Below are 13,699 nucleotides of genomic sequence, written 5' to 3'. Positions count from 1 at the left end.
TTGGTCAGGCCCTGCATCTGGAAAATGTATTGCTGCGCCATGGGGCGTCTGCGCTCACTGTTCGGAAGTGTCGGGAATTCGGGCCGAGCAGATAGCGGCGTGGGGCGGCCGGCGCAACGCCGGAACCACGCGGCGAACGGCGCGTTTCCGCTACGCAAAGGGGGCAGGGCGCTTTTCGTGTTAATTGGGGGTCGGATGAAACGCCTTCGCGGTAACAGGGCGCGGCGATGAGCACGCCTCCGCCCGGCCCGGCCTCCAACCTTGTCGACCTGGTAAGCGACCATGCGCTCTACGGCCTCGACGCCGAGGGCCACATCTCACAATGGTCCGGAGGGGCTGCGCACCTGTACGGCTACGCAGAGGCCGAAGCGCTGCGCCTGCACTACTCGCAACTCTTCACGGCGGAGGACCGCACCTCGGGCTCGGCCGAGCGCCTTCTGGAGTTCGCCGCCGCAGAGGGCCGCGCCGAGATCGAAGGTTGGCGCCAGCGCAGGGGGGGCGGCCGCTTCTGGGCCGATGGCGTGGTCCGCAGTGTCCGCGATGAGGCCGGCGTGCTTGTGGGCTACGTCGCCGTCGTGCGCGATGCGACCCGCCGCCGACAGACGCAGGAGGCTCTGGCCCTAAGCGAGCGTCGGTTTCGCCTGCTGGTCGAGGAGGTGGTCGACTACGCCATCGTCATGCTGGATCTGAATGGCCTGGTCTCCAGTTGGAACCGCGGCGCCGAGCTGATCACGGGCTATGCGCGCGAAGAGGTCATCGGCCGCCACGTCGCCCTCTTCGACACGCCGGAGGATCGGCGGGCCGCGGCCCCTGCCCGCGCGCTGGAAAGCGCGCTGCGCGACGGTCGTTTCGAAACGGAGGGCTGGCGCGTTCGCAAGGGCGGCGAGCGCTTCTGGGCCTCGATTGTCGTCAATCCGATCCACGACGACGATGGCGGGCTGCTTGGGTTCGCGAAGATCATCAGAGACACCACGGAACGCAGGAAGGCCCAGGAGGCGCTGGCGGAGAGCGAACGCCAGTTCCGGACCCTGGTGTCCGGCGTGGTCGACTACTCGATCTTCATGCTCGACCCCAACGGCATCGTCACAAACTGGAACGCGGGCGCGCAACACATCAAGGGCTATGCGGCCGGCGAGATCGTCGGCCAGCATTTCTCCCGCTTCTACACGGAGGAGGATCGCGCCGCGGGCGTGCCGCTGCGCGCGCTGAAGACGGCCACCGATCAGGGCCGGTACGAGGCCGAGGGCTGGCGGGTACGCAAGGACGGGAGCCTGTTCTGGGCGTCCGTGATCATCGACCGGATCCGTGAGGCCGACGGCTCGCTGATCGGCTTCGCGAAGATCACGCGCGACATTACCGAGAAGCGGAACGCCCAGCTCGAACTCCAGCGCGCCCACGAGCAGCTCGCCCAGAGCCAGAAGCTCGAGGCGCTCGGCAAGCTGACCGGCGGCGTGGCCCATGACTTCAACAATCTGCTCATGGTCGTCAGCGGCCAGGCGCAACTCCTCCGGCGAAAGGTGCGGGACGACGCCCGGGCCGTCCGCGCCCTGGATGCGATCGAAGCTGCGGCCCACCGTGGCGAGGATCTCACGCGCCATCTGCTTTCATTCGCGCGCCGCCAGCGGCTGACGCCCGCCCCGACCTCCCTGACCGAGCGCAGCGCGGGCCTGCGCGAACTGCTCGCGGCCAGCTTGCCCGCCACGGTGCGGCTGGAAACGAACCTGCCGGACGGTCTCTGGCCGGTGACCGTCGACGCCGGCGAGTTCGAGCTGGCGCTCCTAAACCTGACCGTCAATGCGCGCGACGCCATGCCCAAGGGTGGCGTGCTTTCGCTGACGGCCGAGAACGTCACCCTCGATGGCCATGGCCCCGGCAACCTCAGGGGCGACTTCGTGGCCCTCAGCCTCGCCGACACGGGATCGGGCATCGCACCGGACATCCTGCCGAAAGTCTTCGACCCCTTCTTCACGACCAAGGATGTCAACAAGGGCACGGGCCTCGGTCTGTCGCAGGTCTTCGGCTTCGCTCAGCAATCGGGGGGCCACATCGCCGTCGACAGCGAGCTTGGCCTGGGGACGCGCTTCACGCTCTACCTGCCGCGTTCGTCCAAGGCTCCCGTCGACCTGGACGAGGCCGAGCCGACGCCGCTTCCGGGCAGCGTGCGGATCCTGCTCGTGGAGGACAATCCGGAAGTCGCCGACGTGGCGGCGCGGATGCTGGAGGAGCTGGGTCACGAGGTCCGCGTCGCCAGCAGCGGCTTGGCCGCGCTCGCCCTCTTGGAGCGGGAAGCGCAGATCGATCTGATCTTCAGCGACATCGTGATGGCCGGCGAGCTCGACGGTCTGGACATGGCGCGGCAGGCTCGCGAGAGGCGCCCCGATCTGCCGGTCGTCCTGGCGACCGGCTATAGCGAGGCGGCGGCCCGCATCGGCGAAGAGTTCCCGATCTTGCGCAAGCCTTATCGACTGGCCGATCTCAATCGCGCGATCGCTGCCGCCCTCGGCCGTCGCGCCGTCGACAGGGGCCAGTTGGTTGACCTCGACACCGCCCGGCGGGTCCGCAACGGCAACGGCAAGTAAGTCGCAAGAAGCCGCGGAAGGGGCGCCTGGTCGGCCACCGGCTAGGATAGCCCCGGCGCGAAGGCCGAAGCGCCGGACGACGAGCGGGCGCCCCTCCCGCGAGTTATCCCTTGGCCGGCCGAACGAACCGAGATGGCCTGCCGAGGGGAGGAACCGAAACTGGACCTAGTTGCGCGCCGCCTGGACTTGGATCGCCGCCTTGTTGCAGGCGCGGACCTGGCCGTCGCTCAGCTCGCGGCCGCCCGAACGGTAGCTGGCCACCGGGCCGACCACCGCCACGACCTTCTTGCACTCGCGGACCAGGCCATCGAGGTTGCCCTTGCGGTCCGCCGCGCCTTGGCACTCGTCGCCGTCGCAGCGCCAGGCGACCCCTGAAATCGTCTCCTCGCGCGGCGCGCCGGCCGCGGACTTGAGGCGGGCCTCGCTGCGGAAGCCCGACGTCTGGGCGGCAGCCGCCCCTGCCGCGAACACCGCCACCGCGGCGATCGCGCTCACACACCTGAAGTTTTGCATTCTCGTGTTCCTTTGGGTAGAAAAGAGCACGACCGGTCGCTAATCCGTAAAAAGAGCACGATCGGTCACTTTGTCAAGCAGGGAGGCTTGGCTTTTGCGGAAAGGTGAGGCGACGCGCGCCCGCATCATCGCCGAGGCGGCGCGGCAGGCGGCCTTGCGCGGGCTGACCGGCGTGAGCTTGGCCGATGTGGCCGACGCCGTCGGGCTGTCGAAGAGCGGCCTCTTCAAGCACTTCGAGTCCAAGGAGGACATGCACATCGCCGTCGTGGAGTCGGTGATGGACCGCTTCGGCGAAGCGGTGTGGAAGCCGGCCGAGGCCCGTGCTCCCGGCCGCGCCCGCCTGGAGGTGGTGTTCGAGCGCTGGCTGCACTGGGGCGAGACCGAGTGGGCAGACAGCGGCTGCCCGATTATGGCGCTCAGCGTCGAACTCGACGACCAGCCGGGCCCCCTGCGCGACCTGCTGCACAAGCGCCTGCAGGGCTGGCGAAAGACCGTCGTGCGGGAGTTCCGCGCCTTGCGCGACCCGCCGCTCAGCGAGGCCGAGGCCCAGGCGGGCTATTTCCAGATGAAGAGCTTCATCCTCGGCCATTCCGACGCCCGGCGGATGATGGGCGACGCCGACGCCCAGCGCTCGGCCGCCGCCGCGTTCGACGCGCTCCTGGACCGCACGGCGCGGATGGCGGCCTGACCCGCGGAACCCGCCTCGCCTTCGAGCGTACTGGCTGCAGGACGCGCAGACACGAAGGACGAGACATGCACAAGGACGAAGCCAAGGGCGCCGCCAAGGACATCAAGGGCTCGCTCAAGGAAGCCGCCGGCAAGGCCACGGGCGACGACCGACTCGCCGCCGAAGGCGCCGCCGACCGCGTCGAAGGCAAGGTACAGAAGGGCGTGGGCGCTCTGAAAGACGCCGCGAGGGACGTCCTCAAGCACTAGCCACCCCCTCCTCACGGAGGCGTGAACGGGCCGCGACGGCGACGTCGCGGCCCTTTCCTTGCCGCCGATTTCCCCTCGGCGAAGGCGCGCCGCCACGCGCGACCAACGGCTCTGCCCAAACGACGGGCGGCAGGGCGACCGCTGGTCGCACCGGCCGGCGGTAGGCTTGACGTTAACGATTGGCCCGCCATCTTGCCGCCTTCCCGACGGCACGGAGGCGCTTTCGCTTGTCCAACCTCGTCCGCCGCAGAGAGCTGCTGACCCTGGGGGCCGCCGCTGGCCTCGCCGCGATCGCCGCCCCCGCCTGGGCCCGATCGCTGGATGTCTGGGAGCCGCGCCGCGCGATCCTCGACAACCTGCACACCGGCGAGAAGTTCAACGAAGTCTACTACGCGAACGGCAGCTACCTGCCCGACGCCCTCGCCGAGGCCACCCGCGTGATGCGTGACTGGCGGACCGGCGACGAACACTTCATCGATCCGGGCCTCTTCGACGCCCTGCACGCCATCGGCGACCGGCTCGAAACCCGCCAGCCGTTCCAGATCATCTCGGGCTACCGCTCGCCCCGCACCAACGCCATGCTCCACGCCCGCTCCAGCGGCGTCGCCGAACACAGCCAGCATACGGTCGGCAAGGCCATCGACATCCGCGTGGCCGGCGTCGACCTGCGCAACCTGCGTGGCGCGGCCCTGGCCGTCGGCGCCGGCGGCGTCGGCTTCTACCCCACCTCCAACTTCGTCCACGTCGACACTGGCCGCGTCCGTCAGTGGCAGGGCTCGTAGGCTAGCCTACTCACCTAGTCGCGCGGCGCCTCGCCCGGCGGGTCCGGTTCGACCGTGGTCATCCCCGTGGCGGCCGCATCGTCGTCGATCTGCTGTTGCTCGGGCGTCTTCTCCACCGGCGGTGCGGGCGGCGGTGGAACCTCCGCGGCCTTGGGCTCGGGGACCGGCTGCGGCGGGGCGGCGACCGGCGCTGCGGGCTCGGCCGCCTTCTCCACCGGCTTGTCGAAGTTTAGCGTCCGGCTCACCGCCAGCGCCACCAGCACCGCGACGCACGCCGCCGCGATCCACAGAACCTTCCTGAACACCTGACGCCCCCTAAACCTTCGTGCCCGACGCCAGCACGCCCACACGCTGAAGCAGTTCGCGGTCCCAGTTATACGGGTCCGAACGGAAGTTCATCTGTCCGTCGGCGCTGGCGAACGCGGTCCAGTACAGGATGAACACCGGCACCTGCTCGGGCAGCTTGGCGCGAACCGTCTTGTCGCCTTCGAGCTGACGGTCGATCGCCTCGGTCGTCCAGGTGGCGTCGCCCTCCAGCAGCGCCTCCGCCAGCGCCCGTGGCTTCTCCAGGCGCACGCATCCGTGGCTGGCCTGGCGCGCGAAGCGGTCGAACCCACCCTTCGACGGCGTGTCATGCAGGTAGACGGCGAACGGGTTGTCGAAGTCGAATTTGAACCGGCCCAGCGCGCTCTGATCGCCCGACGCCTGCTGCAGGCGCGGCTGGCCGCCTTGCACCGGGATGATCCGGTAGCCGTTGCGCGCCAGATAGCCTGGATTGGCCTTCTCCTTCGGCCACAGCTCGCGCTGCGCGATGCCCGACGGCACGTTCCAAGGCGGGTTGATCACCACGCTGTGGATCGCCGAGGTCAGCATCGGGGTCTCGTCGCCCGGGCGGCCCGAGACTGCCTTCATCGACATCACCGGCTTGTCGTCGCGGAACAGCGTGACGATGGCCGCGCCGGTATTCACCTGCACCCGCGTCGAGGGCATGGTCGCCGGCATCCAGCGCCAGCGCTCCATGTTGGCCACGATCTGCAGGATGCGCTGGCCCACCGGCTGGTTCAGGTAGGCGATGGTGCCGTTTCCGACGACGCCGTCGGGGTTGATCCCATAGCGCCTCTGGGCGCGGATCACCGCCTCCTGCAGCGGCCGGTCGAACGTGGCCGAGCCTGTCGCCACGACCTGGGGATCCTCCACCGCCAGGCGAGCGCGCAGGGCTGGCACGCGCGGATCCGTGGAGCCCAGCTCCATCTTGCCGCCCTCGGGGATGGTCTTCCAGCCGCCCTTGGCGGCAATCTCGCGATAGCGGACGAGGCCGCGCTTCAAGGCCACGTAACCCGAATAGCGCGGCGGAAGGCTATCCAGCCAGGCCTGCAGCCGACCGTCGGCCAGCGCCTTCACCAGGTCGGGCGCCGGATCGTAGGCGGCCGGGCGCACCTGCCACAGCTCCGGGAACTTGTCCGGGTCCATCCGCCCGATGCGCACGTCGTGGGCGTATTGCAGCAGGCCATCCGCCAGGGTCGCCTGCTGGCCGGCCGAGAGCTGGCCGTCGTCCGGGAAGCCGTCCGGCAGGTAGGCCTTGGGCTGCAGGCCGTGCAGGTCGGCGGCGCGCAGGACCTTCACGGCGACCTGCGCCTGGGCCGGCGTCAGCGCGGGGATTTCCACGGGCGGAGCGGGCGGGGCCGGGACGCTCGCCGCGGCGGCGGGCGGCAACGCCAGCACCGGCGGGGCCGCCTGCGGCTGCGCCATCGCCAGGTCGCCCAGCACGAGCGGCGCCGCCGCGGCCAACGCCAGGCAGCGCCCAATGCGTCCGCCTCGCAAGCCATGCCCGCTCATGATGCTACCCGGTCCTCGTTGTTGCGACGCAGATAGCTACGGTCCGCGTCCGTTTATGGATGAACGCATATCTGGGCTGACCGGTCCGGTGTGTCGATGGGGTCACACGCTGTGACAGTCCAACTGTCGCCGGGATGCAACATCGAACATGTTACGCAAATTCATTTGACACATGTAATCCGCTGACATTACATCTGTAGTATGAAACCCCGCCCCGTCGCCCGCCGCACCGTCCTGGCCGCCGGTTTCGCCGGCGTCGCGACCACCGCTTGTCGCGCGGCGGATGGCTGGGATGTGCCGGCCGCAGGCATCCGGCAGGAGACGTTCGTAAGTCTGGGCGGCGTCGACCAGTGGGTGACGATCCGCGGCGAGGATCGCGCCAATCCGGTGCTGGTGCTGATCGGCGGGGCCGGCAACGCCTTCGGCGCGCCGTTCAGCCCTTTCGTGCGGACCTTCCGGCCCTGGGAGCGTCGCTACACCCTGGTCCAGTGGGACCCGCAAGGTACGGGCAAGACCTTCGCCCGCGCCGGCCGGACGATCCCGGCGGGCGTGACCCTTGAGACCCTGGTCGCGGACGGCCTGGCCCTTGTCGAATACGTCCGCGCACGCCTGGCCTGCGATCGGGTCATCGCCCTCGGCGTCTGCGGGGGCTCCACGGTGGCGCTGAAGATGATCGTGCGCCGTCCCCAGGCCTTCTCGGCCTTCGTCAGCTCGGGCATGGTCACCGAGCCTCCGAAGGCGGCCGAGCGGTTCTATCTCGAACGCCTGCGCCGCCGCGTCGCCGAACGGGCCGATCCCGCCGACATGGCCAAGCTCGCCGAACTCGGAACCGATCCTCTCAGCGACCCTGTCCGCCGCGCCGATCTGTTCAAGCTCGGTGCGAAATATCGCCCGCCCAATCCGCCCGACCAGGTGCGCGAAGTCGTGAGCGCGCCGAACTGGAGCCTGCTCGAGGCGGCTGCCATCCCCGCGGGCATCAAGGCGAGCTGGGACCGCTTCGGCCCGCACTGGGAGGCGGTCGATCTGCCGGCCTTGCCGCGCGAGATCCCGGTTCCGGCGGCCCTGCTCTACGGTGAGGACAACGACATCCAGCCGACCGCCATGGCCAAGGCCTGGCTCGACCGCATCCAGGCTCCGGCCAAGGTCTGGGCGAGCATTCCCGTCGCCGGCAATCACGTGATGGAAACCCACACCGAGGCGTTCCTGGCGCTGCTGGAGCGCCACGTCCGGCCGCTCGCCGTCAGGGCCTAACGCACGAGCCTCTAGTCCCCTGGCGGGTAGCGATGCGCCTGTCCCTGCGGGTCTGTGACCTCGCCGTCGGTGGCGTAGCACGGCCCTACCGGCGCCTTGCCGTGGCCGCCGGGGATGTCCAGCACGTAGGTCGGCTGGCAGAGGCCCGAGACCGTACCGCGCAGGTCGCGCATCAGCGCCTGCCCCTCGGCGAGCGTCGTGCGGAAGTGGCTCGTGCCCGGCGCCATGTCCGCATGGTGCAGGTAGTAGGGTTTGATCCGCAGTTCCACGAACCGCCGCATAAGCGCCTCCAGGGCCGCCGCCTCGTCGTTGACGCCCTTCAGCAGCACGGTCTGGCTGACCATGGGGACGCCAGCGTCCACGATCCGCGCGCACGCCGCCGCGGCCGCCGGTGTCAGCTCCTCCGCGCGATTGGCGTGCAGCGCCACCCAGGTCGTCTTGCCCGGCGCCTGCAAAGCGGCGACCAGTTCGGCCGTCACCCGCTCCGGCTCCACCGCCGGCACGCGTGTGTGGAACCGGACGATCTTCACGTGCGGGATTCGCGCCAGCCGCGCCATCAGGTCCGCGAGCCGCCGCGGAGACAGGATCAGCGGATCGCCGCCAGTGACGATCACCTCCCAGATCGCCGGGTCGGCGGCGATGTAGGCCATGGCCGCGTCGAGCTGCGCCGCCGACATCGGCCGCACGCCGTCCGGCCCCACCATCTCGCGGCGGAAGCAGAAGCGGCAATAGACGGCGCAGGCGTGGTTGGCCTTCAGCAGCACCCTGTCGGGGTAACGATGCACCACGCCGGACACGGGGCTGTGCGCGTCGTCGCCGATCGGATCGGCCAGTTCGTCCGACGTGGTCTGAAGCTCGGCCTCGTTCGGCACGAACTGTCGGGCCATGGCGTCGTTGTCCGGGATCAGCTCGACCATCGCCGGCGTGACCGCCACCGCGTAGCGCGCCGCCACCCCCTCCAGCTCGGCCAGCCGCTCGGGCGCCACGAGACCGGCGTCGGCGAGGTCCTTCGGGGTGCGCAGGGTGCGGGCGGTCATGGCGGGGCGCATATGGCCCATGCGCGGCCCCGCCGCAAACGCCGCGGCGTCGCGGGCGTCAGGCCGCCTGGCCCTCGTCGAGGGCCTGTCGCACCCGCCGCGCAAGTTGTTCGATCGTGAACGGCTTGGGCAGCAGCGACGACTGCACCGCCTCGACCCCGGTGGCGTCACGGGCGTAGCCGGTCGTGTAGAGCACCCGCAGCTCGGGCTTGGCCGCCCGCGCCTGTTCGGCAAGTTGCAGGCCGTCCATGCCGGGCATGACGATATCGGTGAACAGCAGGTCGGCCGGCGGCCCCTCGCCCAGCCGCCGCAGCGCCTCGGCGGCATTGGCCGCCTCCGAGACCGCGTATCCCAGCTCTCGCAAGGTCTCGACCGAGATCCGGCGCACGTCGGCCTCGTCCTCCACCACGAGCACCGCCTCGCCGTTGCGGGCGCGCGGCAATGTCCGTTCGCCCGGACCCTCGGCCGCCTTCGCCGGCAGCGCCCCCACCCAGCGCGGCAGGTAGATCGACACCGTCGTGCCCGCCCCCGGCTCCGAGCGCAACGTGACGCGGCCGCCCGACTGGCTGACGAAGCCGTAGACCTGGCTGAGCCCGAGGCCGGTGCCCCTGCCGACGTCCTTGGTGGTGAAGAAGGGCTCGAACGCCCGCTCGGCCACCTCCGCCGGCATGCCCACGCCGTCATCCGCGATGCGGATGCGCACGAACTCGCCCGCGGCCGGTGCGCCGCTCTCCGCCGCGCCCGCCGCCGCCACATTGTCGGTGACGAGCGACAGCTGCCCGCCCTCGGGCATGGCGTCGCGCGCATTCACCGCCAGGTTCAGGAGTGCGTTTTCCAGCCCCGCGACGTCGGCGTGGACGGGCCACAGGTCCTCCGCCAGCGAGGTCGCCACCTCGATCCGCTCGCCCAGCGACCGGCGCAGCAGGTCGGTCATCCCCTCCATCAGCGCGTTCACGTCCAGGGGCTCGGGATCCAGCCGCTGGCGCCGCGCGAAGGCCAGCAAACGGGCGGTGAGCGCGGCGGCGCGGTTGGCCCCTTCCGAGGCGTTGTCCAGATAGCGCGCCACCCGCGGGTCCTCGGCGCCGGTGAGCCGCCGGCGCGCCATGTCCAGGCTGCCCACCACGATCGCCAGGGTGTTGTTGAAATCGTGCGCGATGCCGCCGGTCAGTTGGCCGATCGCATCCATCTTCTGCATCTGGCGGACCTGCCCCTCGGCGGCCTCGCGCCGTCCCATCTGCTCGCGCAGGTCGGCATTCGCACGCGCCAGCTCGACAGTGCGCTGGGCGACGCGGTCCTCGAGGCTCGCGTTCACCTCGCGCAGCTCGCCCCGCGCGGCCTCGGCCAGCATTCCTGCCCGCGCCTGCGCCAGCACCGCGAACGACAGCGCCAGCGTCGCCGCCAGCCCCAGCCCCGCGGTCCAGTAGGGCAGCGAGCGATTGCTTGCCGCGGAAAACGCCGGCCGCGTGCGCGCCACCACGCTCCACGGCCGACCCGCCACCTGCACGACGCGGACAGCAGCCAGCGCGCCGGGCGTGGCGGTCGGAGGCGCGGTCTCGAACAGCAGGTTTCGCGCCTGCGCCGGCCCGTCGTAGACCGCCACGTCGATCAGCCGGTCCGGGTCGCTTGGGAAGACCGTCTGCAACAGGTCGCCCGCCCGCAGGGGGCTATAGACGAACCCCATGAGCCGCCGGCCACCGTTCCCGTCGGCGTGGGTCGCCGGCAGGAACATCAGTATGCCTGGCTGGGGGCGCGCGCCATGCTCCTGCACCAGCGTGACCCGGCCCGACATCGCGAGGTCTCCGGTGCGGGCCGCTCGCGTCATCGCTTCGCGCCGCGTACCCTCACTGTACATGTCGAAGCCGATCGCCGAGGCGTTCTCCCGGGTCAGCGGCGAGAGGTAGACAATCGCGGTGTGGGCGTCCCGCGCGCCCGCCGGCCAGACGCGGAACCCCGGCTCCCCCCGGCGCCGCTGGTCGGCCACCAGACGGTCCCTCGCCGCCGCATCGGGGAGCCAGACCGTGTAGCCGATGCCCAGAACGCCGGGATAGCGGCTGCCCAGGCCCAGTTGTTCGACGTAGGCCGAGAACTCCGGGCCGGTGACCTCGTCGCTGCCCGCGAAGAGCCCGGCCGTGCCGCGCAGCAGGGCGCTATGCCCCTCCATCCGCTGCTCCAGCGCGCTCACCGCTAGGTTGGCCTCGACCCGCAGGCGCGAGGCGTCGCGGGCCCGGTTGGCCTCGTTGAGCTGGAAGGCGGTCAGCAACGTGGCGGCCAGCCCGACGACCAGCACCAAGGCTGGCACGGTCAGGTGGGGTAACCAGCGAGAAAGGCTCAGCTTCGCCACAACCGGAGCGCAGCGTTATGCGAGCCCGCATGTCAAGATGTAAGCCGACAGTTCAGGCCACCGGCGCCCACAGGACCTGCTCAATTCGGGAGGCGCCCGTGGCCAGCATCACCAGCCGATCGAAGCCCAGCGCCCCGCCGCTGGCCGGCGGCATCAACGCCAGGGCCGCCAGGAAATCCTCGTCGATCGGATAGGTCTCGCCGTACAGCCGCTGCTTCTCGGCCATCTCGATCTCGAACCGCCGCCGCTGCTCGGCCGGGTCGGTCAGCTCGCCGAAGCAGTTCGCCAGCTCGACGCCGCAGGCATAGAGCTCGAACCGCTCCGCCACCCGCGGGTCCGACGGCTTGGGCCGCGCCAGCGCCGCCTCCGACACGGGGTACTCGCACAGGATCGTCGCCCGCCCGTGGCCCAGGTTCGGCTCGACCTTCTCCACGATGATCCGGCTGAACACGTCGGCCCAGGTGTCGTCGTCGGCCAGCCGGATTCCCGCCGCCCGGGCCTGGGCCGGCAAGTCCCCGAACAGATCCACGCCCGCGTGCCGTTCGAACGCCGCGGCCACGGTCAGCCGCTCGGGCTCGGCGAACGGGTCGGCCGTCGCGCCCCGCCAGGACAGCGCCTTCGCCCCCGCCGCCTCGGCCGCGATTCGCATCAGCGACGCGCAGTCGGCCATCAGCGTCTCGTAGGGCGCGCCGGTCCGATACCACTCCAGCATCGTGAACTCGGGATGGTGCAGCGCCCCCCGCTCGCGGTTCCGCCACACCTTGCCCAGGCTGAAGATTTCCGGCTCGCCCGAGGCCAGCAGCTTCTTGCAGGCGAACTCCGGCGAGGTGTGCAGGTACATCGGCCGCCCCTGCCCGTCGATGCTCAGCGCCTGGGTGGCGAAGGCGTGCAGATGCGCTTCGTTGCCCGGCGAGACCTGCAGGCCGGCGGTCTCCACCTCGACCAGCCCCTCGCCCTCCAGCCAGGCGCGCACGGCCCGCGTGATCCGCCCCCGCACGGCCAGGAACGGCGCGCGATCGGGCCGCCGTGAGGGGTGCCACCAGGGAGTTTCAGTCTGGGAGGACACGCGCTGCGACCGCCTGGGGGCTGGAGATTTCGGCGCACATCGCTATAGGGGCGCCACAAGAATTTCATCAGCGGAATCGCGCCAGCGGTCCGCCGCATCACCGAGGTTCCACGTGAAAGTTGCCGCCAGCTCGCTCCGCAAGGGCGCCGTCGTCGATCTCGAAGGCAAGCTCTATGTCGTCCTGACCGCCGAGAACATCCACCCCGGTAAGGGCACGCCGGTCACCCAGCTCAACATGCGCCGCATCTCGGACGGAGTGAAAATCTCGGAGCGCTGGCGGACGACCGAGACGGTCGAGCGCGCCATCGTCGACGACCGCGACTACACCTTCCTCTACCAGGACGGCGAAGGCTTCCACTTCATGAACCCCGAGAGCTACGAGCAGGTCGTGGCCTCGGAGGAGATCATCGGCGACAGCGCGCCCTATCTGACCGACGGCTGCACCGTGAAGCTGTCGACTCACGAAGGCGTGCCGATCGCCATCGAACTGCCGCGCACGGCGGTGTTCGAGGTCGTCGAGACCGAGCCGTCGGTGAAGGGCCAGACCGCCTCGTCGTCGTACAAGCCTGCGGTGCTGTCGAACGGCCTGCGCACCATGATCCCGCCCTACATCGGCCCCGGCACCAAGATTGTCGTCCTGACCGAGGACGGCAGCTACCAGGAACGCGCCAAGGACTGAGGCGGGAAGGTCTCTTCGGGGAGGGCCGGATCGCGGGGAAGACGCCGTGGCCGGATGGGGTCAACCCCCGGCTCTTCCCCGCCTTCGGCCCGCGCGCCGCGCGGCACGGGTGGCGGCGCTGCAGGTCGGTCGTCCAGGCAAGCGTGACTATTAGGCCGCGCCGCCTCCCATCGACATTCCGCGATTTGTCGCACCTGTCGAGCCGCGCCGACGGCTTTCTGGCGCCGGCATTAGAGGTTCTGAGCTGGCGGCGAGGCCGGCTTGGCCGTAACAGGCCCGCCGGATGAACCACGATTTCGCTGGCCGGCCTCATCGCCGGCGGGGTGGTCGCCGCGCCTGTCGCGGGCTGGACGACCAAGGTCCTGCCACTGCGGCTGCCCACCTGGATCGTCCGCGGGCTCGTGGTGGCGCTGGCGGTGTGGCAGGCCGTGGAACTTTTCTGAGCACCTGACGACGCGGCGAATTGCGGTACACAATCACGCTGAAGCTTCGAGAGCGTGCGTCCATGACCCTCCGCCGCGGCCTCGCCCGCCTGCTGTTCGCCACCGTCGCCGCCGTCGCCGTCCAGGCCCACGCGGCGCCCCGCCCGACGCTCGCCGAGCCCTCGCTGTCGCCCGACGGCGCCGAGATCGCCTTCGTCGCGGGCGGCGACATCTGGACCGTCCCCGCCGCCGGCGGC

Annotated in this window: 12 protein-coding genes; 6 read left to right on the top strand and 6 right to left on the bottom strand. The window is 70.4% G+C overall.

The window, feature by feature from the left end; all coding sequences use genetic code 11:
* Positions 1–227 precede the first annotated feature (227 nt).
* Positions 228–2,579, top strand: a complete 2,352-nt coding sequence (locus tag Q0L11_RS01565; RefSeq protein ID WP_296595087.1) for a PAS domain S-box protein — start codon at positions 228–230, stop codon at positions 2,577–2,579.
* A 165-nt stretch (positions 2,580–2,744) separates the two neighbouring features.
* Here the strand turns inward: Q0L11_RS01565 and Q0L11_RS01560 are convergent, their stop codons facing one another.
* The gene (locus Q0L11_RS01560) at positions 2,745–3,092 is read right to left on the bottom strand and encodes a hypothetical protein (RefSeq protein ID WP_296595086.1); all 348 of its coding nucleotides are present in this window, start codon (positions 3,090–3,092) and stop codon (positions 2,745–2,747) included.
* Between the two features lie 94 nt (positions 3,093–3,186).
* Between Q0L11_RS01560 and Q0L11_RS01555 the strand changes: the two genes are divergently transcribed.
* From Q0L11_RS01555 to Q0L11_RS01545, 3 genes are all read left to right on the top strand, one after another.
* The gene (locus Q0L11_RS01555; protein ID WP_296595085.1) at positions 3,187–3,780 is read left to right on the top strand and encodes a TetR/AcrR family transcriptional regulator; all 594 of its coding nucleotides are present in this window, start codon (positions 3,187–3,189) and stop codon (positions 3,778–3,780) included.
* Positions 3,781–3,845: 65 nt separating this feature from the next.
* Positions 3,846–4,028, top strand: a complete 183-nt coding sequence (locus tag Q0L11_RS01550) for a CsbD family protein (RefSeq protein ID WP_296595084.1) — start codon at positions 3,846–3,848, stop codon at positions 4,026–4,028.
* A gap of 227 nt (positions 4,029–4,255) precedes the next feature.
* Complete coding sequence (locus Q0L11_RS01545; protein ID WP_296595083.1) at positions 4,256–4,810, top strand: YcbK family protein; 555 nt, start codon at positions 4,256–4,258, stop codon at positions 4,808–4,810.
* 14 nt (positions 4,811–4,824) lie between these two features.
* On the opposite strand, the gene Q0L11_RS01540 is transcribed toward Q0L11_RS01545, so the two are convergent.
* Both Q0L11_RS01540 and Q0L11_RS01535 read right to left on the bottom strand, forming a co-directional pair.
* On the bottom strand, positions 4,825–5,115 hold the full coding sequence (locus Q0L11_RS01540; RefSeq protein WP_296595082.1) for a hypothetical protein: 291 nt from the start codon (positions 5,113–5,115) through the stop codon (positions 4,825–4,827).
* 10 nt (positions 5,116–5,125) lie between these two features.
* On the bottom strand, positions 5,126–6,646 hold the full coding sequence (locus Q0L11_RS01535; RefSeq protein ID WP_296595081.1) for a L,D-transpeptidase family protein: 1,521 nt from the start codon (positions 6,644–6,646) through the stop codon (positions 5,126–5,128).
* Positions 6,647–6,847: 201 nt separating this feature from the next.
* Between Q0L11_RS01535 and Q0L11_RS01530 the strand changes: the two genes are divergently transcribed.
* The gene (locus tag Q0L11_RS01530; protein ID WP_296595080.1) at positions 6,848–7,897 is read left to right on the top strand and encodes an alpha/beta hydrolase; all 1,050 of its coding nucleotides are present in this window, start codon (positions 6,848–6,850) and stop codon (positions 7,895–7,897) included.
* A gap of 11 nt (positions 7,898–7,908) precedes the next feature.
* On the opposite strand, the gene Q0L11_RS01525 is transcribed toward Q0L11_RS01530, so the two are convergent.
* The 3 genes from Q0L11_RS01525 to epmA all read right to left on the bottom strand — a co-directional run bounded on the left by Q0L11_RS01525 (position 7,909) and on the right by epmA (position 12,341).
* Complete coding sequence (locus tag Q0L11_RS01525; RefSeq protein WP_296595079.1) at positions 7,909–8,934, bottom strand: lysine-2,3-aminomutase-like protein; 1,026 nt, start codon at positions 8,932–8,934, stop codon at positions 7,909–7,911.
* A 58-nt stretch (positions 8,935–8,992) separates the two neighbouring features.
* On the bottom strand, positions 8,993–11,221 hold the full coding sequence (locus tag Q0L11_RS01520) for a CHASE domain-containing protein (RefSeq protein ID WP_296595088.1): 2,229 nt from the start codon (positions 11,219–11,221) through the stop codon (positions 8,993–8,995).
* A 106-nt stretch (positions 11,222–11,327) separates the two neighbouring features.
* Entirely contained in the window at positions 11,328–12,341 is a 1,014-nt protein-coding gene (gene epmA, locus Q0L11_RS01515; protein ID WP_296595078.1) for an EF-P lysine aminoacylase EpmA, read from the bottom strand.
* A 112-nt stretch (positions 12,342–12,453) separates the two neighbouring features.
* Here epmA and efp point away from each other — a divergent pair, with 112 nt between their 5' ends.
* Positions 12,454–13,020: an elongation factor P gene (gene efp / locus Q0L11_RS01510; RefSeq protein ID WP_296595077.1), complete on the top strand. Its 567-nt coding sequence runs from the start codon at positions 12,454–12,456 to the stop codon at positions 13,018–13,020.
* The last annotated feature ends 679 nt before the right edge of the window (positions 13,021–13,699 follow it).

The sequence above is a fragment of the Phenylobacterium sp. genome (assembly GCF_024508875.1).
GTDB lineage: Bacteria > Pseudomonadota > Alphaproteobacteria > Caulobacterales > Caulobacteraceae > Phenylobacterium.
This window is presented reverse-complemented; position numbering and strand designations above follow the sequence as displayed.

Coding starts and splice junctions, on each gene's coding strand:
- Q0L11_RS01550 (WP_296595084.1), top strand. CDS start 3,846: ATGCACAAGGACGAAGCCAAGGGCGCCGCCAAGGACATCAAGGGCTCG.
- Q0L11_RS01565 (WP_296595087.1), top strand. CDS start 228: ATGAGCACGCCTCCGCCCGGCCCGGCCTCCAACCTTGTCGACCTGGTA.
- Q0L11_RS01560 (WP_296595086.1), bottom strand. CDS start 3,092: ATGCAAAACTTCAGGTGTGTGAGCGCGATCGCCGCGGTGGCGGTGTTC.
- Q0L11_RS01530 (WP_296595080.1), top strand. CDS start 6,848: ATGAAACCCCGCCCCGTCGCCCGCCGCACCGTCCTGGCCGCCGGTTTC.
- Q0L11_RS01525 (WP_296595079.1), bottom strand. CDS start 8,934: ATGACCGCCCGCACCCTGCGCACCCCGAAGGACCTCGCCGACGCCGGT.
- Q0L11_RS01535 (WP_296595081.1), bottom strand. CDS start 6,646: ATGAGCGGGCATGGCTTGCGAGGCGGACGCATTGGGCGCTGCCTGGCG.